Annotated in this window: 20 protein-coding genes and 1 pseudogene; 12 read left to right on the top strand and 9 right to left on the bottom strand. The window is 68.5% G+C overall.

Annotated features, from left to right (window positions below):
- Positions 1-10: 10 nt before the first annotated feature.
- On the bottom strand, positions 11-514 hold the full coding sequence (locus tag ACFXI3_RS01300; RefSeq protein ID WP_378397321.1) for a metallophosphoesterase family protein: 504 nt from the start codon (positions 512-514) through the stop codon (positions 11-13).
- 4 nt (positions 515-518) lie between these two features.
- On the bottom strand, positions 519-1,172 hold the full coding sequence (locus ACFXI3_RS01295; protein WP_378397320.1) for a GntR family transcriptional regulator: 654 nt from the start codon (positions 1,170-1,172) through the stop codon (positions 519-521).
- 118 nt (positions 1,173-1,290) lie between these two features.
- Here ACFXI3_RS01295 and araD point away from each other — a divergent pair, with 118 nt between their 5' ends.
- Complete coding sequence (gene araD, locus ACFXI3_RS01290; protein ID WP_378397318.1) at positions 1,291-3,009, top strand: L-arabinonate dehydratase; 1,719 nt, start codon at positions 1,291-1,293, stop codon at positions 3,007-3,009.
- Positions 3,010-3,099: 90 nt separating this feature from the next.
- Positions 3,100-4,878 (top strand): VanW family protein, encoded by a 1,779-nt coding sequence (locus ACFXI3_RS01285; RefSeq protein ID WP_344287140.1) that lies wholly within the window; start codon positions 3,100-3,102, stop codon positions 4,876-4,878.
- Here the strand turns inward: ACFXI3_RS01285 and ACFXI3_RS01280 are convergent.
- The gene (locus ACFXI3_RS01280; RefSeq protein WP_378397317.1) at positions 4,859-5,536 is read right to left on the bottom strand and encodes a TetR/AcrR family transcriptional regulator C-terminal domain-containing protein; all 678 of its coding nucleotides are present in this window, start codon (positions 5,534-5,536) and stop codon (positions 4,859-4,861) included. The genes ACFXI3_RS01285 and ACFXI3_RS01280 overlap by 20 nt on opposite strands.
- A gap of 79 nt (positions 5,537-5,615) precedes the next feature.
- On the opposite strand from ACFXI3_RS01280, the gene ACFXI3_RS01275 reads away from it, so the two are divergent.
- The 3 genes from ACFXI3_RS01275 to ACFXI3_RS01265 are packed head-to-tail and all read left to right on the top strand — an operon-like array spanning position 5,616 to position 8,554.
- Entirely contained in the window at positions 5,616-6,173 is a 558-nt protein-coding gene (locus ACFXI3_RS01275; protein ID WP_344287144.1) for an ester cyclase, read from the top strand.
- A gap of 42 nt (positions 6,174-6,215) precedes the next feature.
- Positions 6,216-6,986, top strand: a complete 771-nt coding sequence (locus ACFXI3_RS01270; RefSeq protein WP_067582806.1) for an ABC transporter ATP-binding protein — start codon at positions 6,216-6,218, stop codon at positions 6,984-6,986.
- Positions 6,962-8,554: a hypothetical protein gene (locus ACFXI3_RS01265; protein ID WP_378397316.1), complete on the top strand. Its 1,593-nt coding sequence runs from the start codon at positions 6,962-6,964 to the stop codon at positions 8,552-8,554. The genes ACFXI3_RS01270 and ACFXI3_RS01265 overlap by 25 nt, the downstream gene beginning before the upstream one ends.
- A 669-nt stretch (positions 8,555-9,223) precedes the next feature.
- On the opposite strand, the gene ACFXI3_RS01260 is transcribed toward ACFXI3_RS01265, so the two are convergent.
- Positions 9,224-10,576, bottom strand: coding sequence for a TrpB-like pyridoxal phosphate-dependent enzyme (locus ACFXI3_RS01260; protein WP_344287150.1), 1,353 nt, complete (start codon positions 10,574-10,576; stop codon positions 9,224-9,226).
- Between the two features lie 208 nt (positions 10,577-10,784).
- Between ACFXI3_RS01260 and ACFXI3_RS01255 the strand changes: the two genes are divergently transcribed.
- Complete coding sequence (locus ACFXI3_RS01255; RefSeq protein ID WP_378397314.1) at positions 10,785-11,564, top strand: PIG-L family deacetylase; 780 nt, start codon at positions 10,785-10,787, stop codon at positions 11,562-11,564.
- 988 nt (positions 11,565-12,552) lie between these two features.
- Here the strand turns inward: ACFXI3_RS01255 and ACFXI3_RS01250 are convergent.
- The 4 genes and pseudogenes from ACFXI3_RS01250 to pucD all read right to left on the bottom strand — a co-directional run.
- A pseudogene (locus ACFXI3_RS01250) lies at positions 12,553-12,687 on the bottom strand (RidA family protein); the annotation flags it as partial.
- Between the two features lie 39 nt (positions 12,688-12,726).
- Complete coding sequence (locus ACFXI3_RS01245; protein ID WP_378397313.1) at positions 12,727-13,206, bottom strand: (2Fe-2S)-binding protein; 480 nt, start codon at positions 13,204-13,206, stop codon at positions 12,727-12,729.
- Entirely contained in the window at positions 13,197-14,075 is an 879-nt protein-coding gene (locus tag ACFXI3_RS01240) for an FAD binding domain-containing protein (protein ID WP_378397312.1), read from the bottom strand. Before ACFXI3_RS01240 ends, ACFXI3_RS01245 begins: the two co-directional genes overlap by 10 nt.
- 518 nt (positions 14,076-14,593) lie before the next feature.
- Positions 14,594-16,927 carry a xanthine dehydrogenase subunit D gene (gene pucD, locus ACFXI3_RS01235; protein ID WP_378397311.1) on the bottom strand — a complete coding sequence of 778 codons (2,334 nt, stop codon included), beginning with the start codon at positions 16,925-16,927 and terminating at the stop codon, positions 14,594-14,596.
- Between the two features lie 83 nt (positions 16,928-17,010).
- On the opposite strand from pucD, the gene ACFXI3_RS01230 reads away from it, so the two are divergent.
- Positions 17,011-18,006, top strand: a complete 996-nt coding sequence (locus tag ACFXI3_RS01230; RefSeq protein ID WP_378397310.1) for a LacI family DNA-binding transcriptional regulator — start codon at positions 17,011-17,013, stop codon at positions 18,004-18,006.
- A 23-nt stretch (positions 18,007-18,029) separates the two neighbouring features.
- Here ACFXI3_RS01230 and ACFXI3_RS01225 read toward each other — a convergent pair whose 3' ends face one another.
- On the bottom strand, positions 18,030-19,013 hold the full coding sequence (locus ACFXI3_RS01225; RefSeq protein ID WP_009081542.1) for an amidohydrolase family protein: 984 nt from the start codon (positions 19,011-19,013) through the stop codon (positions 18,030-18,032).
- 340 nt (positions 19,014-19,353) lie between these two features.
- Here ACFXI3_RS01225 and ACFXI3_RS01220 point away from each other — a divergent pair, with 340 nt between their 5' ends.
- The 5 genes from ACFXI3_RS01220 to ACFXI3_RS01200 all read left to right on the top strand — a co-directional run bounded on the left by ACFXI3_RS01220 (position 19,354) and on the right by ACFXI3_RS01200 (position 25,687).
- The gene (locus ACFXI3_RS01220; protein ID WP_378397309.1) at positions 19,354-20,754 is read left to right on the top strand and encodes an amidohydrolase; all 1,401 of its coding nucleotides are present in this window, start codon (positions 19,354-19,356) and stop codon (positions 20,752-20,754) included.
- Positions 20,755-20,788: 34 nt separating this feature from the next.
- Positions 20,789-22,150, top strand: coding sequence for a nucleobase:cation symporter-2 family protein (locus ACFXI3_RS01215; protein ID WP_378397308.1), 1,362 nt, complete (start codon positions 20,789-20,791; stop codon positions 22,148-22,150).
- A gap of 211 nt (positions 22,151-22,361) precedes the next feature.
- Positions 22,362-23,714 carry a nucleobase:cation symporter-2 family protein gene (locus tag ACFXI3_RS01210; protein ID WP_378397306.1) on the top strand — a complete coding sequence of 451 codons (1,353 nt, stop codon included), beginning with the start codon at positions 22,362-22,364 and terminating at the stop codon, positions 23,712-23,714.
- Positions 23,715-23,723: 9 nt separating this feature from the next.
- Positions 23,724-24,329, top strand: coding sequence for a UbiX family flavin prenyltransferase (locus ACFXI3_RS01205; protein WP_378397305.1), 606 nt, complete (start codon positions 23,724-23,726; stop codon positions 24,327-24,329).
- A complete protein-coding gene (locus ACFXI3_RS01200; RefSeq protein ID WP_378397304.1) occupies positions 24,326-25,687 on the top strand; it encodes a UbiD family decarboxylase in 1,362 nt (453 codons plus the stop codon). Before ACFXI3_RS01205 ends, ACFXI3_RS01200 begins: the two co-directional genes overlap by 4 nt.
- Positions 25,688-25,694: the final 7 nt, after the last annotated feature.

Raw genomic sequence — 25,694 nt, 5'->3', positions numbered from 1 at the left:
TTTTACCCGCTCAGCCGCGCCGAGGCAGCTCATGCAGCTCGACGTCGCCGAGACGGCCGTCGCTGATCTCGGCGGTTTGGTACGTGCAGAACGGCTGTCGCCGCCGGTCGGTGGGCGAACCGGGGTTGAGCAGCCGCAGCCCGCCGGGCGTTACCGAATCCCACGGGATGTGGCTGTGGCCGAAGATCAGCACGTCGACGTCCGGATACAACGCGTCGCACCGAGCGGGACGGCCCTTCGCGTCGCCGGTTTCGTGCACCACTGCCAGCTTGACGCCTTCCAGCGTCTCGCGAGCCACCTCAGGCAGGCGTTTCCGCAGTTCAGGACCGTCGTTGTTGCCGTAGACGCCGATCAGCCGGGCGCTGCGGGCCTCAAGAGCGTCGAGAGTGTCCACGTCGACCCAGTCGCCTGCGTGCACCACGAGGTCGGCCTCCGCGACTTCGTCCCAGACCTGGGCAGGCAGTTCCTTCGCCCGCTTCGGCAGGTGGGTGTCCGCGAGGAGCAGCAACCGCACGCCGTCACTCCTCCCCGATCGCCTCGAGCACGTGGTCGAGGAACGCCGCGATGTGCGCGCGCAGCAACTCGGCCGCGCCGTCCTCATCGCCCTTCTTCGCGGCGGCGAGCACCGCCTTGTGCTCGCTCCATTCCTTGCGCCAGCTGGGATTCGCGTCCCAGCCGACCACGGTGATCAGCGCCGCGCGGTCGCGCAGGTCGTCCAGCATCGACACCATCAGCGGGTTGCCGCAGCCCGCGTACAGCGCGCGGTGGAACCGCCGGTTCAACAGGCTCAACGTGGTCTGGTCGGCATCCGCGGCCGAAGCTTCCTTCAGGATCTGCCCGGCCTCGTCGAACGCCGCCTTGTCCGAAGACCGCACGGCACGGCGCAGCGCTTCCGGCTCCAGCACCATCCGCACGTCGTAGACCGACCGCGCCAGTTCCGCGTCGACCACGCACACGGACGCGCCTTTGTATGGGCTGAACGTGACCAGCCCGGTGTTGGACAGCACCTTGAGCGCCTCGCGCACGGGCGTCTTGGACACCCCGAGCCGCGCGGCCAGCTCCGCCTCCACCAGCTGCTGACCGGGCACCAGCTCGCGGGCGAGAATGCCGCGCCGGATCTCCTCCAGCACCACCTCGGTGCGGGAGGCGGGGAGGCTGAACGTGGACGGCATGCCGACCCTCCTGGCTTTCGCGCTCGTCCCCGCACATTCAACCAGGCGGGCGTCTCCGAGCGTCGACACGTACGATCATATATCAGATGCCATCTGCCGACCGAGGAGACGCAGCCCGATGAAGGCACCCGAGGACTTGCGCAGCCACCGCTGGTTCGGCGGCGACGACCTGCGGAATTTCAGCCACCGCACCCGCGCCCGGCAGCTCGGCTACGAGCCGGAAGAACACCTCGGCAAGCCGGTGATCGGCATCCTCAACACCTGGAGCGACATCAACCCGTGCCACCAGCACCTGCGCGAACGCGCGGAGCAGGTCAAGCGCGGCGTGTGGCAGGCGGGCGGATTCCCGCTGGAGTTCCCGGTGGCGACGCTGTCGGAGACCTACCAGAAGCCGACGCCGATGCTGTACCGGAATCTGCTGGCGATGGAGACCGAGGAACTGCTGCGGTCGTATCCGGTCGACGGCGCGGTGCTGATGGGCGGCTGCGACAAAACCACCCCGGCGTTGCTGATGGGTGCGGCGAGCGCGGGGCTGCCGTCGATTTTCGTGCCCGCCGGGCCGATGCTGCGCGGAAATTGGCGCGGCGAGGTGCTCGGCAGCGGCACCGACATGTGGAAGTACTGGGACGAACGACGCGCGGGCACGATCGGCGACCGCGAACTGGCCGAACTCGAGCGCGGTCTCGCCCGCTCCCCCGGGCACTGCATGACGATGGGCACCGCGTCGACCATGACGTCCGCCGCCGAAGTGCTCGGGCTGACGCTGCCCGGCGCGGCGTCGATCCCGGCGGTCGATTCCGCGCACCACCGGATGGCGGCGGCGAGCGGCGCGCGAATCGTGGGCATGGTGTGGGAAGACCTCACGATCGCGAAGATCCTCGACGAGCGCGCGTACGCCGACGCGATCACCACCGTGCTCGCGCTCGGCGGGTCGACCAACGCGGTCATCCACCTGATCGCGATGGCCGGACGCAGCGGGATTTCCCTGTCTCTGAAGGATTTCGACGAGATCGCGCGCCGGGTGCCGGTGCTGGCGAACATCCGGCCGGGCGGCGATTGGCTCATGGAGGACTTCTATTACGCGGGCGGCCTGCCCGGGTTGTTGTCCCGCTTGACCGACCTGCTGCACCTCGACCGGGTCACCGTCACCGGGCGTCCGCTCGCCGATTCTCTCGCCGACGCCCGCGTGCACAACGACAACGTGATCCGCCCGCGCGACAACCCGGTCGCCAGCGAAGGCGGCGTGGCTGTGCTGCACGGAAACCTCGCGCCCGGCGGCGCGGTGATCAAGCACATCGCCGCTGACCCCGCGCTGCTTACCCACACCGGTCCGGCGGTGGTTTTCGACAACTACAAGGACCTGAAGAAGCGCATCGACGACCCGGCGCTGGGCATCACCGCCGATTCCGTACTGGTGCTGCGCGGATCCGGTCCGCTCGGCGGCCCCGGGATGCCCGAGTACGGCATGCTGCCGATCCCGGCGCACCTGCTGGAACAAGGCGTCCGGGACATGGTGCGGATCTCCGACGCCAGGATGAGCGGCACCAGCTACGGCGCGTGCGTGCTGCACGTGGCACCGGAATCGCACGTCGGGGGGCCGCTCGCGCTCGTCCGCGACGGTGACCTGATCACCCTGGACGTGCCTTCCCGGACGTTGCGGCTACAGGTCGACGACGCCGAGCTAGAGCGTCGTCTCGCTTCGTGGGCCGCCCCTGCGCCGCGGTTCGAACGAGGCTACGGTGCGCTGTACGCGGAGCACATCACGCAGGCCGACGAGGGCTGCGACTTCGACTTCCTCGCCCGTGCCGGCGCCAATCCGGAACCGGACGCGGGGTGACCGGTTTGTTCCGCTGGGGGCAGTAGTCCGGCATGTCCGGCTCGGCCCGTACGCTGTGCCCCTGACCGCAGCGAATCGAAGGGGTCTGAGGTGCAGTACGAACCGCGCTGGCCGGAAACCGACAGCGACCAGACCGAGATCCTGCCGGTCGTGCCGCCCGAGGAACCTCCGTCCCCGCCGCGAAGGCGCGGCCTGCGCAAAGCGGGCTGGATCAGCGGCGGCGTGCTCGGCGTCCTGGTCGTCGCCTACCTCATCGACCTGCTGACCAGCCAGGGCCGGGTGCCGCGCGGCGTCGTCGTGGCCGGCGTGGACGTCGGCGGGCTGGAGCGGCCGGTCGCCGAACGCGAGCTGCGCGGGAAGATCGAGCCGCGGCTCACCCAGCCGCTCACCGTCACCGCGGGCAACGCGCACACCAAGCTTTCGCCGACCGAGGCCGGGCTGGGGCTCGACTGGAGCGGCACCCTCGACCAGGCGGGCGACCAGCCGATCAACCCCTTCACGCGGCTCGCGTCGTTCTTCAGCACTCGCGAGCTGGGCGTGGTCTCGCACACCGAGGCCGACAAGCTCGACCCGGCGCTCGAGGACCTGCGCGGACGCGTCGACCGCGAGCCCGTGGAAGGCACGATCCGGTTCGACGGCACCACGCCGGTCGCGGTCCCGCCGCAGGCCGGGCAAAAGCTGGATGTCGCGGCGGCGCGGGCGAAGGTGCTGAGCGGCTGGGCTTCCAGCAACGAGCTGACTCTCCCGGTCGCGCCGACGCCGGTGCGCACCACCGCTGAGGGCGTCCAGCGGGCGCTCGCCGAATTCGCCAAGCCCGCGGTGTCCGCGCCGATCGTCGTCAAGGGCGAAGGCGCGGACGCGACGCTGACCCCGGAGCAGATCGCCGGCGCGCTCACGTTCGTGCCCGGCGACGGCGGCGGCCTCGCCCCGCAGGTCGACCCGAAGAAGGTCACCGACGCGCTCGCGCCGCAGCTGAAGTCGACCGAGCAGGAGGGCAAGGACGCGGCCATCGCGTTCTCCGGCGGCAAACCGGTCGTCGAACCGTCCGCGGACGGCAACACCGTCGACTGGGAGCAGAGCCTCAAGCCGCTGCCGAACACGCTGAAGCAGACCGACAGCCGCGAGCTGAAGGCGATCTACAAGAAGACGCCCGCGAAGGTCACCACCGAGCAGGCGGACAAGCTGGGCGTCAAGGAAGTCATCGGCGAATTCAGCACCGGCGGGTTCGCGCCCGACTCCGGCACGAACATCCGCGTGGTCGCCGAGAAGGTGAACGGCGCGATCGTGAAGCCGGGAGAAACGTTCAGCCTCAACGGGTTCACCGGCGCGCGCGGGCGTCCGCAGGGCTACGTCGAAGCGGGCGTGATCGAGAACGGCGCGCCTGCCCGCGAGGTCGGCGGCGGCATTTCGCAGTTCGCCACCACGCTGTACAACGCGGCGTACTTCTCCGGGATGAAGGACGCAGGGCACAAGGAACACAGCTACTACATCAGCCGTTATCCGGCCGCGCGCGAGGCGACGGTGTTCCAGAACCCCAACGGCGCCAGCGTGATCGACCTGAAGTTCACGAACGACTCGGACACCGGCGTCGCGATCCAGACCGTCTGGACGCCGTCGTCGATCACCGTGAAACTGTGGGGCACCAAGCGGTACACCGTCGAATCGGTGCCCGGCGAGCGGTCGAACCCGACGCCGCCGCCGACGAAACCGGGTCCGGCGGAGAACTGCCACGCGTCCAACGGCGCGCCCGGTTTCACCGCGAGCGACACCCGGATCCTGCGCGACGCCTCGTCGGGCCGGGAGGTTTCGCGGCACACGCGGTCGGTCCGCTACAACCCGCAGCCGAAGATCACCTGCGGGGAGCAGTGAGTCGATGCATCGTGGCGGCCACCGCCAGATCGACGGCGAAGGAAAACTCCGCTTCGTGATCGCACCGCGCCAGATGCGGCGCGGATTCGACGACGGCGGGAAGTTCGGTCTGCTCCAGTTCGGCGCGGCGATGGGCGATTCCGGCTTCATCGGTGACGCCGAACGCCGGGCCCGCGCCCGCCTCGCGCAGGAGCGAGCCGACTACGACGGCCAGGAGCGAGCGCAGCAGGTGCACAGCCTCTTCGGGGGACGCGCCTGCCTTGCGCAGCACCGAAAGCACCGCTTCGACCGGGGCGAGCGCGGCGATCGACGGCAACTGTCTGGTTAGGACCAGCGCAGCGGCCTGCGGGTGCGCGCGCGTTGCTTTCCGGAAGGACTGGGCGATCGCGCGGAGGTCTTCTTCGAGCTGGCCAGTCAAGTCCGGGAGGTCGATTCCGCCGAGCACGTGCCCGGCGACGGCGTCGAGCAAGGCTTCTTTGCCGTCGATGTGGTGGTAGAGGCTCTTCGCGTCCACGCCGAGGCGCTGCCCGACGGTCCGCATGCTCACCGCTGCCGCGCCGTCGGCGTCGACTACTTCCAGCGCGGCCGTCAGGATCGCCTCCCGCGACAGCCGGGCGTCTCCCTTGCGCGGGCGTCCCCGGCGCGTCGTGGTGTTCACGGTTCCATCATGGCGCACTTGCAGTTAACCCACACTGTGGATTAAATTGCGGTTCCGCTCTCCCGGCTTGGAGGAACCCGTGGACCCGTCGGCCATCCCCGCTCCCGAAGTGCTGCGCGCCCGGCAAAAGCTCGTCCTCGACCACTTCCGCGACGAGGTGCGCCAGGACTGGGACGACGTGCTGGCGACGTTCCCGCACCCGCGCTACGAGATCGTCCCGACGATGACCGTGCACGACGGCGATTCCGCGGTGCGCGGTTACTACGACGAAACCCGCCGCGCTTTTCCGGATCAAGACCACGAAATCATTGCCCTGCGACACAGTGCAGATGCGGTAATCGTGGAATTCTGGCTTCTTGGCACCCATCGCGGGCCGCTCGGGAAGATTCCGCCGACCGGGCAGCGGTTCCGCGTCCGGATGACCGCGTACTTCCTCTTCGACGCCGACGAACAGCTGGTGTGCGAACGCATCTACTTCGACACGCTCACCATGCTCCGCCAGCTGTTGAGCGCGTACGACGTCCGGAAACCCACCTCGTGGCCCAAGCTCGTCCGAGCCGTGCGCGGGCTGCTCGCGATGTCCGGAACCCCGGATCCGCGGCTCTCCGACACCACTCCGCCCGCTTTTTGTCGGTGACCCCGCGTACAGTCGTGCGCACACCACGGGAAGGGGGAACCGGTGTCCGACGACGCGGCCATGGGGCTTTACGGACTCACCAAACGGTTCGGGACCACGCTGGCAGTAGACGATGTGCGGCTGGAAGTGCCGCGAGGGTCGTTCTTCGGCCTCGTCGGGCCTAACGGAGCCGGGAAAACGACGTCGCTGTCGATGGCGGTCGGGCTGCTCAGGCCAGACGCCGGCGAAGCGCGCGTGTTCGGCGTGGACGTTTGGCGGGAGCCGGAACGGGCGAAAAGCCTGATCGGCGTTCTTCCGGACGGATTGTCCATTCCGGAGCGGCTCACCGGGCGGGAACTGCTGACGTACATGGGCTTGCTGCGCGGGCTCGCGCCGGACACAGTCGCCGAGCGTGCCCAGGAACTGCTCGGCGTGCTGGAGCTGACGGACGCCGAGCGCACCCTCGTCATCGACTATTCCGCGGGCATGCGCAAGAAGATCGGCCTCGCGACGGCGTTGCTGCACGGCCCTCGGCTGCTGGTCCTGGACGAGCCGTTCGAAGCGGTCGACCCGGTTTCCGCGTCGACGATTCGCACGATCCTGCAGCGGTTCGTCGCTTCCGGCGGCGCGGTCGTGCTGTCGAGCCACGTGATGGCGTTGGTGGAGCAGCTGTGCAGTCACGTCGCGGTCATCACGCGCGGGCGCGTCGTCGCCGCGGGCGCGGTGGCGGACGTGCGGGGCGAAGGCACGCTGGAAGACGCGTTCGTGCACATTGTCGGCGGGCGGACCGGTGGAGCGGAGGGGCTGGCGTGGTTGGCGTCCTCGTCCGACTGAAGCTGCGGGTCCTGCGCAATTCGCTGCGCGGGCGGCAGATCGCCGGAATGATCGTCGGCGGCATCTTCGGTCTGCTGGCGGCTTTGTTCACCGTCGGCATCGCGGTGTTCCCGGCTCCGGAAGCGCGGATCACCGTCGACCTGCTCACCTCCGTCTACGCGGTGTGGATGGCGGGCTGGGTGCTCGCGCCGATCGCGACCGGAGGCGGGGACGACACCCTGCGTCCGGAACACTTCGCGCTGCTGCCGATCGGCCGTCGCAAACTGGCAGTCGGTCTGCTCGCGGCGAGTTTCGTGGGCGTCACCGCGCTGGTGAGCCTGCTGGCGTTCCTTGGCTTGGCGTTCTATGGCCTGCGGTTCGGTGCCGGGGCGGCGCTCGTCGGGCTCGTGTTCACCGTGCTGCAGCTGGCGTTCGTGGTGCTGCTGTACCGCGTGGTGATGGCCGCGCTCGGCACCCTGCTGACGTCGCGCAAGGGCAAGGAACTCGGCATCATCCTGGTGGCGCTCACCGGGTTGTCCGGCGTCGCGGTGAACTACGTGATGCGGAGCGTCGGCCCGGCGATCGTCACCGGCCAGATGCCCGGCTTCGTCAGTGTCATGCACGCCCTGCCGTCCGGATGGGGCACGCTCGCGGTGCACGCGGCCGGAGTCGGCGAATGGGGCACGGTCGGCGGCCTGTTCGCCGCGCTGCTCGGCGCAGTGGCTGTTCTGGTCCTGGTCTGGGGCGCGCTGCTGGCCCGCCAGGTCACCACGCCTTCCTTCCGCGGTGCCTCCCGCACCCGCGCGAAGAGCGCCCGCACGCGGCGCAGCCTGCTCCCGGCCACGCCGATCGGCGCCGTGGCGCGCAAGGAGCTTTACACCTGGTGGCGGGACGCCCGCCGACGTGTCGCGCTGCTGTCGACGCTGCTCATCGGTTTCGTCATCACCGTCGTGCCAGCCCTGTCCGGCGGCGGAGGTGGCGGGCAGTCGGTGATGCTGCCGTATTTCGGTGTCGCAGTGGTGATTTTCGCGTCCATGCAGTCCGGCAACCTGTACGGAATGGACGGCAGCGCCCTGTGGCACACGCTGGTCGTCCCCGGTGCCGAACGCGCCGACGTGCGCGGCCGTCAGCTTGCGTGGGCCTTGATCGTCGCCCCCATCGCCGTGGTGCTGGCGCTGGTCCTGCCCGGCGTCACCGGCGTACCGGGCGCGTATCCGTGGGTTCTCGGCCTAGTCCCGGCGACCCTGGGCGCCGGAGCCGGAATCCTGATGCTGCAATCCGTCTTCCTGGCCTTCCCTTTGCCGGATCAACGGCGCAGCGGCAGCCCGTGGTCGTCCGGCGGACGCCCCGGCTGTGCCCGAGCCGCGCTGATGCTGGCGACGACGCTGCTCATCGTGCTCGGCGCGTTGCCGGTGGTGGCGCTGTGCGTGGCCGGGAAGCTGGCGGACCTGCCGGTGCTCCAGTGGCTGGGCATTCCGGCCGGGATCGCGACCGGTATCGCCTTGGCGTGGTGGTGGGGTTCACTCGCCCAGAAACGGCTGGTGGAGCGCGGACCGGAGCTGCTGGCGACGGTCTCCAAAGAACGGTGACAGATTTTCTTGCCGAGGTTGTCGAATGGCGTGGAGCGCGTTCGTAGCCACGGCAAGAGACCCGGTTTTGAGGAGTTCGCCATGTAGCAGTACCTGCTGGCCGTCCAGGGAGACGAAACCACGCTGGAGACCGGTGCCGAACTGACCGCCCAGATGGCCCGCACGACGAAGGTCACCGGCCCGGCCCCGCCCTGCCCGACTCAGCCGCGCCAGGCTCGGCCCTGCCCGACTCAGCCCGCCAGGCTCATCCGTGCCCGTCTCGGCCCAGCCCCACCCGGCTCAGCACGGCCCGGCCCCACACAGCCCCGCCCCGGCTCAGCCTCATCCGGTTCAGCGCGGCCCAGCTCAGCCTGGCCCAACTAGGTCAGCCCGGCCCAGCTCAGCCCGGCCCGGCCTAGCCCGGCTCAGCGCGGCTCGGCTCAGCCCGATTCGGCTCGGCTCGGCCCGATTCGGCTCGGCCCGCCGCCTCACCTCACCGCGAGGCAATCCCAGCCAACGGCACCTCACCAACCGACCGCAACCCTCCCGGGCCGTCAGCTGCTCCAGCCGGACTGCTGCCCACCCGCTCACCGATCCCAGCCGCCCACTCCCGGCGAGTCACTTAAAGCGCAGCATCACTTGCCCACTAATTCCTCAGTCACCTCCTCTCCAGTCCGCCAGCCGCATCCGTCAGGGAAGCGCGGCCAGAGATTCCTCCAACGCCGCGTCCGGAAGTTCGTTGTCCACCATGTCCCCGGCCAGATACGCGCCGTACGCGGGCAAGTCGAGGTGCGCGTGTCCGCAGAGTGCCGTCAGGATCACCTTCTCCTCACCAGTTTCCTTGCAGCGCAACGCTTCCTGAATGCACGCGGCCAACGCATGTGTCGGTTCAGGCGCGGGGATGATGCCTTCCGTGCGGGCGAACTGCACTCCCGCGGCGAAACATTCCTGTTGACCGATCGCGAGCGCCTCGATGAGGCCCAGTTCGTAGATGTGCGAGATCAGCGGCGACATCCCGTGGTAGCGCAGGCCTCCGGCGTGGATCGGGTCCGGGATGAAGTCGTGGCCGAGCGTGTGCATCTTCAGTAGCGGCGTGAGACCGGCCGTGTCGCCGAAGTCGTAGGCGTAGCGGCCTCGGGTGAGGGTCGGGCAGGCCGCCGGTTCGACCGCGCGGATCACCGGGTTCATCCGGCCGGCCAGTTTTTCCCGCAGGAACGGGAAAGCGAGCCCGCCGAAGTTGGAGCCGCCGCCGGTGCAGCCGACGAGCACGTCCGGGGTGTCGCCTGCCATTTCGAACTGCCGGAGGGCTTCCTCGCCGATCACCGTCTGGTGCAGCAGCACGTGGTTGAGCACGCTGCCCAGCGCGTACCGCGCACCCGGATCCGCCGCGGCCTGCTCGACCGCTTCACTGATCGCGATCCCAAGACTGCCGGTCGACTGCGGGTTCTCCGCCAGGATCGCGCGGCCGGCGGCAGTGCGATCCGATGGACTCGGGTACACCTGCGCACCGAAGGTCTCCATCATCAGCTTGCGGTACGGCTTCTGGTCGTACGACGCCCGCACCTGCCAGACCTCGCACGACAGTCCAAAGGTCGCGCACGCGAACGCCAACGCGCTTCCCCACTGCCCGGCGCCGGTCTCGGTGGTGAGCCGCGTGACGCCCTCGGCCGCGTTGTAGAACGCCTGTGGCACAGCGGTGTTCGGTTTGTGCGAGCCGACCGGGCTGACACCCTCGTACTTGTAGTAGATCCGGGCCGGGGTTCCGAGCGCCTTCTCCAGCCGGCGGGCGCGATAGAGCGGAGACGGACGCCAGAGCCGGTAGACGTCGCGGACTTCCTCGGGAATGTCGATGTAGCGCTCGGTGGTGACTTCCTGCTCGATGATCGCCCGCGGGAACAGCGGAGCCAGGTCCTCGGGCCCGACGGGCTCGCGTGTTCCCGGGTGCAGCGGCGGAGGCGGCGGCTCGGGCAGGTCCGGCACCACGTTGTACCACTGCGCCGGGAGATCGGCCTCGTCCAGAATGTATTTCGTCCGTTCTGCCATGACGCCTCCTCGGTCGGCGGAACCCAACGTAAGCCGGGCGGCGGGAGAAGCCAAGCGCCGGAGCGCGCGAGGGGACCCCTCGCGCGCATAAAGCGGCAGGTCCACCCATGTGGGCGACCTGTCCACAATGGAGGGTGTGGAGGATTCGCCGGAAGCAGTTTCCGGCGGGCGCCGGTTTTTGTCGGTGGGTGCCGGTAGGTTCGTTGGCATGGCGACATTGGTGACGTTCCACGCCCACCCGGACGACGAGGCGATCATGACCGGCGGCGTGATGCGCAAGGCGGCCGACGAGGGGCACCGGGTGGTGCTCGTGGTGGCCACGCGCGGAGAAAAGGGCGAGATCCCCGAGGGCCTGCTCGAAGACGGCGAGCAGCTCGCGGACCGGCGAGTGAAGGAGACGCAGGCGGCGGCCGAGGTGCTGGGCGTCTCGCGAGTGGAGTTCTTGGGATACCAGGACTCCGGAATGATGGGCGACCCGTCGAACGACGGCCCGGGCACGTTCTGGACCGCCCCGGTCGAAGAAGCGGCGGAGCGGCTGGCGGCGATCCTGCGCGAGGAGTCGGCGGACGTGCTCACGGTCTACGACGACTTCGGCGTCTACGGCCACCCGGACCACATCCAGGTCCACCGCGTCGGCATGCGCGCGGGAGAACTCGCGGGCACGCCGCGGATCTACCAGGGCTCGGTGAACCGCGACGAGGTCCGCCGCGCCGCCGAAGCCGCACGCGCGGCGGGCGAGGAAGGCGGCCCGGACGAGGACATGATCATCGGCAAACCGGCGGCCGAGCTGACTGCCGAAGTCGACGTCACGGCATACGCGAAGGTGAAGCGGGCGGCGATGCGGGCGCATCTGAGCCAGATCAGCGAGGAGTCGTTCTTCCTGGCGCTGCCGGACGAGAAGTTCGCCCAGACGTTCGGGACGGAATGGTTCATCCGGGAAGGACAGGGTCCGGGGGTGACGGAGACGGATCTGATGAAGGGGCTCTGACTGGGGCCTGGGCGAGCCGCGGGGACGCGGGTTTCCGGCGAGGGTCCGGAGGATCGGGCCGAGTCGGCAGGTTGACGCTGCCGGAATCGCCCGTGGGTTCGGATCTCCGGTGCAGATGGTGGCCGAGTCTGGGTGGCGGGCGGGCATCGACGGAGTTGTCCGCGAGCACGGTTGTCCGGCGCAACTCGCGGACCGGGTCTGGGCGAAGGATTCGGCATCGGCAGAGCTGTTCCCGAGCGCGGTTGTCCGACGCAACGCCCGGAACGAGTCAGGGCGACCGATCGGCATCGGCAGAGCTGTCCGCGAACACGGTTCCGCAGCGCAGATAGCGGACCAAGCCCGATCGGCAGATCGGTGCCGATAGAGGTGTCCACGAACACGGTTGCCCGGCGCAACTCGCTGACCGAGCGCCGTCGGCGGATTGGCACTGGCGGAGTCGCCCGCGGGCGCGGGCTTCCACGGACACGCCACGGGCCGAGCGCGGTCGGCAAATCGGCACCGACAGCGTCGCCCGCAGGCGCGGCATCCACCCAGGCATCACCAACCGAGCCTGGTTGGCAGATCGGCGCGGGCGGCTGCGTGGGGGTCGTAGGGCGAGAAGCGGCAGGGTCCGCGTCGCCCGGAGGCGCGGTATCCGCCCAGGCATCATCGACCGAGCCCGGTCGGCAGATCGGCGCGGGCGGCCGCGTGGGAGTCGAAGGGCGAGGAGCGGCAGAGTCCGAGATCGGCTGGCGGTCACACGCGAACCAACCCTGCGAGGAGCGGCAAGGGCCGCGATGGGCCGACTATCGAGGCAAACTGACCATGCCCCGAACAGGCGGGATTGCTTGCTCGGCACCGAGCACACAACCCCAGCCGGTGCGGGCGATGCCCAGGCCGAGCGAAATGGTGCCGGTCCGCGTTCCCGGGCAGGACGGGAAGTTGCGCGGCACGGCATGGCAAGCCGGGCGTATGCACCTGGCAAGGCAGCTCAGCCGACCTGTCTGGCTCCCGTCGACGAAGGGCAGCTGCCGAAGATGTAGACGTGCGAGCCGGTGCGCACGGCCGGCACGTACGCGGCCAGCGGTGCGGCGACTCCGGGCAGTTCGATTCCGAGCTCGGCGAGCCGGTCGCTCCAGGTCAACGCCGCCCCCTCAGCTCTTCGGCCGCAAGCGGCCAGCCGTCATGCGGGTTCCGCTTCTCCGACTCGAGCTGAGGCCAGGCGGACTGCGTCCAGGATCTTCTCGTACCCAGTGCAGCGGCAGAGATTGCCCGCCAGGGCTTCGCGAATCTCCGGGTCCGTCGGGGCGGTCACGCGGTGCACGAGTTCGTGCGCGGCGACGATCAACCCCGGCGTGCAGAAGCCGCATTGCACGGCGCCGGCTTCGACGAAAGCCTGCTGCACTGCGTCCAGCTGGTCGCCGTCTGCCAGGCCCTCCACGGTGCGGACGTTTCTGCCTTCGGCTTGACCCGCGGCGACCAGGCACGAACACACTGGGGCACCGTCCAAATACACTGTGCACGAACCGCATTCGCCCTGTTCGCAGGCGTTCTTCGAGCCCGGCAAGCCTAGTTGGTCGCGCAGTACGAACAGCAGGCTTTGTCCTTCCCAGACCTCGTCGACGGTGCGCGGTTCGTCATTGACAGTGAGGTTCAGGCGCATTTCGGCTGCCCGCCTTTCCGATAGTCGTCCCAGGCCCAGCTCAACGTCCGGCGGGCCAGTACTGCGATCGCGTGGATGCGGTAGTCCGCGCTGCCTCGGACGTCGTCGATCGGGGACGCAGCGCTCGCGGCCAGCTCGCCGAAGCGGCGTACGACCGGGTCCGGCAGCGGGAAGCGGGATTCCCATGAATCGGAGAGGGCGTCGCGGAGGAAGTCTTCGGCGGCGGTGGCTCGGCGTGGCGTCGGGGCGGCCGATCCGATCGCCGCGCCTACCCAGCCGGTTTCCGGGGCCAGGTCCAGTGCGAACGAGCACACCGCGATGACCATCGCGTTGCGGGTGCCGACTTTCGCGAACTGCTGCGGGCCGGTCGCGACCGGGAGGTGGATGGCAGCGATCAGCTCGTCCGGGGCCAGTGCGTTGCGTTTGACGCCCCGGTAGAACTCCGTCGCCGGGATCATCCGGATGCCGCGTACGGACGCGACCTCGATTGTCGCGTCGCAGGCCAGGAGCGTGGGATGGGTGTCGCCGGCCGGGGAGGCTGCGCCCAGGTTTCCCCCGACAGTGCCGCGGTTGCGGATTTGCGGCGACCCGACAGTGCGGCTGGCCATCGCCAATCCGGGGAGGCGGGTGCCGAGTTCGGTGATGATCCGGGTGTACGACACGCCCGCGCCCAGACGGATCCGGCCGTCCTGCTCAGTCCATTCGGACAGGTCGCTGATCCGTGTGAGATCGAGCAGCGCAGCGGGGCGGCGGTGGTCGAAGTTGAGCTCGACCAGGACGTCGGTGCCGCCTGCCAGGGGGACGGCGTCCGGGCGGTCGGCTTTCACAGCGAGGGCTTCCGCCCAGGTCGCAGGGGTCAGGAAATCCACGGGGCACCTCCGGCCTCGGGCAGGAAAGAGAAGGGGTGGAAAGGCAGAACGGCCGCGTTAGGCAGCGCGGTCACGAAGCGACCCGCACGCCCGCTCCGGCCTGCTCGGCCAAGGCGATGCCGTCCGGGGCGAACCGGAGAGGTCGGCAAAGGCGTGCCGGTCACGATACGGCCCGCAAGCCCACACCCGTCGGCCCTCCTCGGGCGATGTCTGCCAAGCGAACCGGGACAACTCAACAAGAGCGAGCCGGTCACGAACCGACCCCCAACCCCCGCACCCGTCCCCCGACCAAGGCGATGCGGTCCGTGGAGAACCGGAGAGTTCAGCAGAGGCGGGCTGGTCACGAAGAGAACCACAAGCCCACCCCCGTCGGCCCTCCCCAGGCGATGTCCTCCAAGCGGATCGGGAGAGCTCAACAAGAGCGAGCCGGTCACGATGCGGACCGCAACCTCGCACCCGTCTCCCCGGCCAAAGCGATGCCATCAGGGCGGATCGGGCCGTCCGGCAAGACAAGCCAGTCACGACGCAACCCCCAACCCCGCACCCGTCTCCCCGGCCAAGGCGATGTCGTCCGGGCGAATAGGGGCGTTCGGCAACGGCAAGCCGGTCGCCGAGCGGAGGGCGTTCAGGATCGCTGGGGTCGACGACAGGGTCGGCGGCTCACCCACGCCGTTCAGGCCGTAGGGCGAGTCCGGGTGCGGGAATTCGAACAGGCTGATCGGCATCGGCGGCACGTCGAGCACGGTCGGGATCAGGTAGTCCGTGAAGGACGGGTTGCGCACCCGGCCCTCGCGGTCGACCAGGATTTCCTCCATCAGGGCCAAACCCAGGCCCTGTACGCTGCCGCCTTCGATTTGGCCTTCTACTGCCAGCGGGTTCATTGCCTTGCCGACGTCCTGGGCGGTCGCCAGCTCGACTACCTTCACCAAACCCAGCTCCACGTCCACGTCCACCACCGCTCGGTGGGCGGCGAAGGCGAAAGCGATGTGTGCGTCGCCCTGGCCGGTTTCCGGGTCGATGCCTTGGGTGGGGCGGTGGTGGTATTCGAAGATGTGCGAAAGAGTGTCCGAACCCACGAGGTCGGCGATCGAGCACACTGGGCGTCCGGCGGGGTCCAGGACTTGGTCGTCGCCCAGGGAGAGCGCGGGGAGGCCAGAAGCGGCAGTAGCGCGGCGTAGCAGTTCGCGTGCGATGTGGCGGCAGGCGCCTTGCACTGCCCCGGTGGACATCCAGGTCATGCGGGAGGCGGACGCTGAACCGGCGTCGCCGATTTGGGTGTCGGCGGGCAACACGACTATCCGGGAGACGCCTAGTTCCGTGCTCGCCACTTGCGGCTGGACGGTCGTGACGCCTTGTCCGCATTCCGCGGCAGCGGTGTGCACTGAGACCACCGGGGCGCCATTGACCACCGTCAGTGCGACTCGCGCGGTCGAGATGTCGTCGACGCCTCCTGAGTAGCCGATCGCTTTCACCCCGACCGCGTAGCCGACTCCGCGACGCACCCCCTCGCCGTGCGTCGTGTTGGCGGCTCCGCCTGGAAGAGAAAGCAGGTCCGAATTGGCCGCGGGAGGCAGCGGACGGTCTCGGAGGGCTTGCAAGAGTTCCGCGACGGGGGCTGGGCCGTCGACGGCTTGGCCGGTGGGCAGGACCGTGCCTGTGGTCATGGCGTTGCGGAGGCGCAATTCCATCGGGTCCATGCCCAGTTCATGGGCCAGTTTGTCCATATTGGACTCACAACCGTAGGCCGATTGGACGGCACCGAAACCGCGCATCGCTCCGCACGGCGGGTTGTTCGTGAAGACTGCTAGGCCGTCGATTTCGGCATTCGGGACGTCGTAGGCACCGGTGACGAAGTAGCAAGCATTGGCGATTACTACCGGCGAAGTCGAGGTGTAGGCACCGCCGTCCAGAACCAGGCGGGCTTTGACGTAGACCAGGCGGCCGTCTTTGGTGGCACCGTGTTCGTAACGCATCTTCGCCGGATGGCGGTGTACGTGGCCGAAGAAGGATTCGTAGCGGTTGTAGGACATTTTCACCGGACGGCCTAGCCGCAGGGCCAGCATGCAGGCGTGCACGTGGACGGAGAGGTCTTCCCGGCCGCCGAAGGCACCGCCGACTCCTGCCATGGTCAGGCGCACTTTTTCCGGCGGCAGGCCTAGGCACGGGGCAAGTTGTTCCAAGTCTTTGTGAAGCCATTGCGAGGAAACGTAAAGCTCGACGCCGCCGTCTTCGGAGGGGATTGCCAGACCGGATTCCGGGCCAAGGAAAGCTTGGTCCTGCATGCCGACTTCGTACTCGCCGGTGACTACGACATCCGCCTCGGCGCGGGCGCGGGAAAGGTCGCCGTGGCGGATTTTTACGTGTCGTACCAGGTTTCCGCCGGGATGGACGGGGCGGACACCCTCGTCCAGGACCGTCATCGGATCGGTGACCGGGGTCAGCGGTTCGTAGTCGACGATGATCAGTTTTGCCGCCTGGCGGGCGGTTTCGGGGTCGTCGGCGGCGACCAGCGCGACTGGTTCGCCGTGGTAGCGGACTTCGTCGAAAGCCAGTACCGGCTGGTCGGCGGATTTCATGCCGCACGTTTTCGCGCCGGGAACGTCCTCGTGAGTGAGCACGGCGTGCACGCCCGGTTGAGCGAGAGCTTTGCTCGTGTCGATGGACCGGATCCGCGCGGCCGCGTGGGGGCTGCGCAGCGTGGTCGCCCAGACCATGCCCTCGATCCACAAATCCGACGAATAGGCGAACCTGCCGGTCACCTTGGCGGCGCCGTCCGGACGGAGGGCGCTTTCGCCCACCCGGGCGGCTTTCCCGGTTTCCGCGGCGCGTACCAGCGAGTCCACAGTGACCACCAGCTTTCCTGCGTTGCCGACTCCACATGATTCAACACGTGTAGATCGGGACTGTCAACGGCTCTTCGGGTATCGTCTGGCGCATGCAGCGGGTCACCCGGGACGATGTCGCACGGCTGGCGGGCACCTCGCCGGCCGTGGTCAGTTACGTGCTCAACAACGGTCCGCGTCCGGTCGCCCCCGCCACTCGGGCGCGAGTGGAACAAGCGATCGCCGAGCTCGGGTACCGGCCGAATCTCGTCGCGCGGGCGTTGCGGTCCACGCGCAGCAATGTGCTCGGACTGGTCGTGCCGGACAGCAGCGAGGGCTACTTCACCCAGCTCACCCACGCGGTCGAGCGGGCCGCGTTCGCGCGTGGATCCTTGGTGCTGCTGGGAAATTCGGCGTTCTCCCGGGAGCAGGAGCTGCGGTACGCCGAATCGCTGGCGAACATGCGCGTGGACGGTCTGCTGCTCGTCCGCGCCGAGATCGCCGGAGCGGCGGCGACCCACTCCACTTTGGACGTTCCGGTCGTCTACCTGCACCACCACGCCCCGACCGGAGCCGCCGCGCCGTCCGTGGTGCTGGACAACAAGGCGGGCGGGCGGTTGACCACCGAACATCTGCTCGGGCACGGCTACCGGGAGATCGGGTGTCTCACCGGAACCGCGCGGTCCGGGCCGGTGGCCGATCGGGCTCGCGGCTGGACGGAGGCGATGCGGGCGGCGAAAAGGAGTGCGGGCAACGTCGTCCGGACTGGTCTGGATCGGCATGCCGCGCGGGCCGACATCCGGCGATGGCTGCAATCGCCGGAGCGGCCGCGCGCGATCATGGCGACCGCGGACGGGCTGGCGCTCGACACGCTCACTGTCGCGGCGGAGCTTGGTTTGAACGTGCCGAAAGACCTTGCGGTGATTGGCTTCGGCGGTACCGACGCCGCCGCGCACAGCTGGCCCGCGCTGTCCACCGCCGGGCATTCCTTCGACGATTTCGCTGACGCCGCAGTGTCCACTCTGGACAAAATAAAAGAAGACACTCAGCCGGAAGACCGCATCCTCGACGTACAACTGACCGCGCGCGCCAGCTGCGGGTGCGACTGAACCCCGCAGCCGGCGCAAGCGAATCAGGAGTTAGCGGCCTCAGCCCACGCCGACGGCGTGTAGCCGAGATAATGCGAAGCGTGCGTATTCGCCGCCGAGGCCTGCGGAATATCGCCGCGCAAATAAGCCTCGGCTTCCGCCTTGTCCTTCGGCGGCGGCGTCGGCGCGAGGCCGAGCAACTTGGCCATGTTGTTGCCGAGGTAGCCCTCCAGGTCGTCCTCGGACAGGTTCAGGCCCTGCGGCGGCTGGTGGCACAGCACTTCCAGCTCCCGCGCCCACATGCCGGGCTCGTTCGGCGGCGAATCGGTGCCGAAGACCAGGTCGCTCTTCTTCATCTCCTTGGCGAATTCGACGATCCGCGACTGCAGCAGCCAGCCCGATTCGCCGATCACGTTCGGCGAGTCCTGGATCATCCAGAACGCCTCGAAACAGTAGACGCCGCCGGTCTGGATGCCGAAATGGCCGAGAATGAACGTGACGTTCGGGAACTCGCGGATGATCGGGTAGAACTGGGTCGGGATCGAGTACGGCCCGTCCCCGGTGTGGATCAGCACGATCACGCCGAGTTCGTCGCACACCCGCATCACCGGCCGCAGCCAGTCCAGCGCCCGGTCCGGGCGGTAGGAATGCATGTTGGCGTGCAGTTTCAGCATCTTGTAGCCGTATTCCTTCACGTGGAAGGCCAGCTCCGCCGCGCCGTTTTCCGGGCCGAACCGCGGGTTGTACATGAAGTTCCCGACGAACCGGTCCGGGTACTGCTGCACCAGCGAGGTCACGTACGCCTGGTATTCGCGGATCCCTTCCCGGCCGGTTTTGTTGCCCTCCCGCCAGGTCGTGTTGCCCGGCGGCGGCATGATGCAGCTGACGTCCACGCGCCGCGGCTTGCCGTTGATCCAGAATGGACCGTCCATCATTTCCAGCGTGCGCTCGCCGGTGAACGGGGTTCCGGTGTGCCGCCAGGCTTCGTCGACGAGATTCGTCGGATGGACATGGGTATCGATAATCACCGGATGTCTCCTTACGCAAGACTTGAGTAAAGGACTCCCCGGCCGCGCTTCACCGCACCTACGGGACCCGGAAGCGCGATCCGCGCTCCGGCGCAACCGAGTGCAACACCTTCGCCGCCCGCTGTCAACACATGATCGCCGAATGCCTTGCGCGGCAAGACTTTTCCGGAGAAGGCTCTTGACACCGGCACCGCGAGGGCTTTGCATTGAACGACCCGGCGGCGCTGCCGGGCGCCGGTGACCTCCCGTTTCGGGCCAACCGTTCGGCCAGCTGCCTCCAGCCGCGCGCTGGAGACGACCGCCGGGCCGGGTCCGACCCCGCCCGGGGAAGGGCGGCCCGATGTCGGCTGCGGAACCCTGCGACCTCCTCCTGACCGGCGGCACCGTGGTGACCGTCGACGACCGGCGCACTGTCCACCAGAACGGCTACGTCGCGATCACCGGCGACCGGATCGCCGGCGTCGGACCGGGATCCGGCACTGAGCGCTGGCGCGCCGAAGAAGTCGTCGACTGTCGAGGCAAAGCCGTGCTGCCGGGCCTGGTCGACGGGCACAACCACCTCTACCAAGCACTCGCTCGCGGGCTCGGCGAAGGCATGTCGATCGTGCCGTGGCTGTGCGAATTCATGTGGCCGTATTCGATCGCGATCACCGGGCCCGAAGCGGTGGCCGGGGCACGGCTCGGCGCGGTCGAGGCGTTGCGCGCCGGCATCACGACGGTGATCGACAACCATTACGCGCCAAGCGATCTTGAAACGACCCTCGCCGTCGCCGACGTCATCGAGGAGGCCGGCCTTCGCGGCGCGGTGGCCCGCGGCATGCTGGGCGAACGCACCGAAATCGCCGACCGCCGCGGTCAGCCGATCGAACTGTTCCGCTATTCGAGCGAGGACGAGTTCGCGATCACCCGCGAGGCGATGCAACACCGGCCGCCGACGTCGAAGGTCGCGGTGTGGCCCGCCGCGCTCAACCTCTGTTACGTGGAGCAGAAACTCGTCCGCCGCACGGTCGAACTCGCCCGGGAATTCGGCACTCGCTGGCACACCCATTGCTGCGAGAGCAAAACCGATCCGGTCAGCTACCTCGAAACCCACGGGGTCCGGCCGGTCGAATGGCTCGCCAGGGAAGAACTCCTCGACGAACGGGCCACCCTCGCGCACGCGATTTGGCTCGACGAAGCCGAAATCGAGCAGGTCGCCGCCGCGGGCGCGGGGGTCTCGCACAACCCGGCGTCCAACGGTTACCTCGCCTCCGGCACCGCGCAGATCGCGAACCTGCGCAAGCAGAACGTGCCAGTCGCGCTGGGCACCGACGGTCCCAGCTGCGGTCATCGGCAAGATCTTTTCGAGGCGATGAAACTCAGCGTCTTCGGCCAGCGAACGGCCACTTTGGACCCGACGGCGCTGCGGGCCGAGGACGCGCTGGAAATGGCCACCCGCGAGGGGGCCCGTTACGCCGGAATCGACGCGGGAGTGCTCAGCGAGGGCAAACTCGCCGATGTCATCGTGACCGCGCTCGATCGTCCGCACGTGCGCCCGGTGCACCGGGCGGTCGCCGCCCTCGTCTACTCCGCGCGCGGGTCCGATGTGGAGCTGACGATCGTGGGCGGCGAGATCGTCTACCGCGACGGACAGTGCGTCCGCGTCGACGAAGAGGCCGCCGCCGACGAGGCGGAACGGCACGCGGCCCGGCTGCTGAAGCGCAGCGGCATGGGCGGACTGCTCACTCCCTGGGCGCGGTGATCCGCGCTCCCCTTTCCCCGCTGTGGAGGAAACCATGCGATTCCGTCCGCGCACCACCCGAGCCGAAGCCACGACCCGCGACGCGGTCGACACCGTCCCCCGGCTGCGGCAAATGCTCCCGCTCGGTGTCCAGCACCTGCTGGTCGCCTACTCCGGAATGGTCACCGTCCCGCTGCTGATCGGGCTCGGCGTCGGCCTGTCCACCGCGCAGATCGCCACGCTCGTCACGGCGAACGTGCTGGTCAGCGGCATCGCGACGCTGTTGCAGACGCTCGGGATCGGCAACGTCGGCGTCCGGCTGCCGATCGTGATGGGCTCGACCTTCACCGGCATCACCCCGGCGATCATCGTCGGCAAGGAGGCCGGGCTGCCCGCGGTCTTCGGCGCGACGATCGTCGCCGGGCTGCTGACCTGGCTGGTCGCGCCGTGGTTCAGCAAGCTGATCCGGTTCTTCCCGCCCATCGTGACCGGGACGATCATCGCGATCATCGGGTTCTCGCTGCTGCCCTCCACCGCGACGCTGATCGCCGGGTCCAATCCGGGCGCCGCCGACCACGGTTCGGCCGGACGGCTGATTCTCGGGCTGGGCACCATTGTGCTGACTGTCTGTTTGGAACGGTTCGCTCCGCCCGCGGTGCGCCGTTTCGCGATTCTGATCGCGCTGGCCGTCGGGACGCTCGTGGCGATCCCGCTCGGCATGGCGGACTTCAGCTCGGTCGGGCACGCGGATTGGGTCGGCGTGGTGAAGCCGTTCGAATTCGGCATGCCGACGTTTGCCTTGTCCGCCTTGCTGCCGATGATCATCGTGCAGCTGGTGAACATGGTGGAATCGACCGGCGACACGCTCGCCATCGGGCAGATCGTCGGCCGCGACGTCGGACCGCCCGAGATCTCCCGGGCACTGCGCGCGGACGGGATCGGCTCCGCGTTCGCGGGCGTGTTCGGCTCGTTCACGGTCGTCACCTTCGGCGAGAACGTCGGGCTGGTCAGCATCACCCGCGTGATGAGCCGGTTCGTGGTCGCCACCGCGGGCGCGGTGCTGGTGCTCATGAGCCTGGTGCCGAAACTCGGCGCGGCCGTCGCGTCGCTGCCCGGCCCGGTGCTCGGCGGCGTCGGAGTGGTCATGTTCGGCACCGTCGGCGCGGTCGGGTTGCGCATCATGAGCCAGGCGGATCTCAGCAACGGGCGCAATATCTTGATCGTCGCCATCTCGTTCGGTTTCGGTCTCTTGCCGGTCGGCGCGCCAGAGTTTTACCAACATCTGCCCGTTGTGGTGCAGACCGTGCTCACGAGCGGCATCGCGGCCGGCGGCATCGCGGCGTTCCTGCTGAACCTCGTGCTCAACCGCCGCGAGCGGGCTCCGCGCACCGGGCCGGAAGCCGCGCCCGGGTATTGACCCTCGGCGGCTTCCGATGCACCATAGTCGAAACTCCTTGCAGGGAAGGAAAAATCTTCGCTCATTCCATAACCCCGTAGGTGCGGCGGCAGGATTCGCGCGCGGCCGGGGGTCATCGACGCCGGCTGCCCGTCCGGCTCCGGCGACGACCCACGATCCGCCCGGCCCGGCCGCTTTCCCGGTCCCGCCGGCCCAACGAGGTGAGGGAATCATGGCCAGTCCCCTGTCCCCGGTGGACGAACGTCCCCGATTCGGCCCGCTGGTGCTGCTGGGTTTGCAGCACGTGCTCGTGATGTACGCCGGTGTCGTCGTCGTGCCGATCGTCGTCGGCGCCGGGCTGGGCCTGCCCCAGTCGCAGATCGCCGACCTGGTCAGCGTCGACCTGGTGCTCGCCGGGATCGGCACCATGCTGCAGGCGTTCGGCGTCTGGAAATTCGGCATCCGGATGCCGCTCGTGGTCGGCGCGGCGTCCAACGGAATCGTCCCGATGGTGCTGATCGGCAGCACGCAGGGCTTGTCCACAGTGTACGGCTCGCTGCTCGTGGTCGGCGTGCTCTGGGTGCTGATCGCGCCGTTGTTCAGCAAACTGCTCAAGCTGTTCCCGGAGGTCGTCACCGGCACGGTCATCACGTTGATCGGATTGACGCTGATCCCGGTCGGGCTGAAGCTCATCGCCGGTTCCAATCCGTCCGCGCACAACTACGGTGCGCCGGCGAATCTCGCGCTGGCCGGGTTCACGCTCGCCTTGATCGCGGTGTTCTACCGGGTGTTCCGCGGTCTCCTCGGCCAGCTCGCGATGCTGATCGCGCTGACCGTCGGCGCGATCGTCGGCTGGCTGACCGGATTGGGCAGCCTCGCCGGAGTCGCCCATGGCCCGGTCTTCGGGCTTCTGCGACCGATGCATTACGGAGCGTTGCATTTCGACATTCCGTCGATTCTGCTGTTCCTGGTGATCGTTTTCGTGCTGATGGTCGAGGCGTCCGGACAGGGCCTCGCGGTCGGCCAGGTGGTCGGCAAGAAGGTCGGACCGCGCGACATCGCCAATCTGCTCCGGGTGGACGGACTGCTCACCGCACTCAGCGGCGTGTTCAACGGTTTCGCCTACACCACGTTCGGCCAGAACATCGGACTCGTCGCGCTGACGAAGGTGCGCAGCCGCTATCCGGTCGCGGTCGGCGGCATGATTCTGGTGGTTTTCGGGGTGGTGCAGCCGATCGGCCGGGTGATCGCGGCGATCCCGCAACCGGTGATCGGCGCGGCCGCCGTCGCCACCTTCGCGGCGCTGACGGTGTCCGGCATTCAGCTGCTGTCCCGGGTGGACTTCAACAAGACCGGCAATCTCGTGATCGTCATGCTGTCGCTCGGCGTCGGCTTGATCCCCGCAGGCGCCCCGGACTTCTACAAGCAGTTCCCGTTCGCCGCACAGGTTTTCCTGAAGAGCGGCGTGGCCACCGGCACCGTGCTGGCGGTGCTGCTGAACCTGCTTTTCTTCGCTGCTCGGAAACGGCGGCCGGAAGAGCCGCTCGTGCACCGAGAACCCGCCGCAAAGCTTTCCCAGTCCTGAAAGGACATCATGGGCACCGAACCGCAGCGGCCCCGGCTGATCGTCGGCATCACCGGGGCCAGCGGCCCGCACCTCGCTGTCCACCTGCTGACCGCGCTGCGCAAGCTCGGCACGGTGGAAACGCATCTGGTCATGTCCCGGGCCGCACACCGCACCATCGAACTGGAAACCGGAATGCCGCCCGCCGAGGTGGCCGAACTGGCCGATGTCCGCCACGCGCGCGGGGACATCGCTGCGTCCATCGCATCCGGTTCCTTTCGCACCACGGGCATGGTCGTCGTGCCGTGCTCGATGAAAACCGTCGCCGGGATCGCGCACGGCTACAGCGACGACCTGCTCGTCCGCGCCGCCGACGTGACGCTGAAAGAACGCCGTCCGCTCGTGCTCGTCGCCAGGGAAACCCCGTTGAGCCTCGTGCACCTGCGCAATCTCGTGGCGGTGACCGAGGCGGGCGCGACAGTGCTGCCTCCGGTGCCCGCCTTCTACCACCAGCCCGAGTCCATTGAGGACATCCTCGCCCACCTGACCGGCAAGGTGCTCGACCAGTTCGGCATCGAGAACGAACTGTTCGCGCGCTGGCAGGGGCCGCCCGCCTCGCAAGGAGTTTCGCGGTGAACCACCGGCAAGATCCCCATGCTTTCGTCGACCAGTATCGCCAGGAGTTTCCCGACGACGTGCTCGTCCTCGACGATCCCGTTCCGGCCGACGAGGGCGTCACCGGGGTGATTTACGAACTCGCCGCCGCCGGGCGGCACGAGATGGTGCTGTTCCGGAAGGTGACCGGGCTGGACGTGCCGGTGGTCAGCAACCTGTTCGCTTCACGGCAGCGCATCGCCCGCATGCTCGAAACCGGACCGTCCGGTTTGCACAGTGCATACCAGCAGCGTGCGCTTCGCGCGGTGCCGCCGAGGGTGGTCGACAGCGGGCCCGTGCTGGACGACGTGACGACCGATGTCGACTTGGCGACCATCCCGATGCTGCGGCACTTCGCCAGCGACCGATCCCCTTACGTCACCAGCGGAATCATCGTCGCCGAGGATCCGGACACCGGTGTCGGCAACCTCAGCTATCACCGGGCGATGCCGCATTCCCGCACCGAATTGGCGACCAGTCTCCATTCTCGGGGCGACCTGTGGCGGATGCTGCAGAAGTACGCCGAACGCGGCGAGCCGATGCCGGTCGCGATGGTGCTCGGCGGGCATCCGCTGTTCATGCTCGCCGCGTCCGCACGGGTCGGCTACGACGTGGACGAACGCGCGGTGGCGGGCGGATTGCTCGGCGAACCGCTGGAAGTCGTGCGCACCCCGCAGCACGGCATCGGCGTTCCCGCCTGGTCGGACTTCGTGCTGGAGGGCACGATCGACGCCTCCGAACACGCGGACGAAGGCCCGTTCGGCGAATTCTCCGGCTATTCCTCGAACCGCTCGACCAACAACGTGCTCCGCGTGCAAACGATCATGCGCCGCGCCGACGCCATGCTCATCGACGTCGTCGGCGGCAACACCGACGAGCACCTGAATCTCGCCCGCGTGCCGCGGGAATCGGAAATGGCGGAGAAACTCAAGGCCCGCTTCCCGGACGTCACCGCGGTCCATTACCCAACGTCCGGCACGCACTTCCATTGCTATGTCGCACTACGCCAGCGACGGCCTGGGCAAGCCCGGCAGGTGATGCTCGGCCTGCTCGGTTGGGATCCGTACGTGAAGACGGTGATCGCGGTGGACGAGGACGTCGACGTCACCAATGACAGCGATGTGCTCTGGGCGCTCGCCACGCATTTCCAGCCGCACCAGGACTTGTTCACTGTGGACGGTCTGCCCGGATCGCCGCTCGACCCGTCCTCGGGCTCCGACGGGACGACGTCCCGGATGGGCCTGGACGCCACCCGCGGCCCGCAGTTCGACGGCAACCGCATTGTCGTCTCCGAAGAAGCACGTCTGCACGCTCGCCGGATTCTCGGCGGGAACGGTTAAGGAGGGA

The organism is Amycolatopsis sp. NPDC059235 (assembly GCF_042754125.1).
Taxonomy (GTDB): Bacteria; Actinomycetota; Actinomycetes; order Mycobacteriales; family Pseudonocardiaceae; genus Amycolatopsis; species Amycolatopsis albidoflava.
This window is presented reverse-complemented; position numbering and strand designations above follow the sequence as displayed.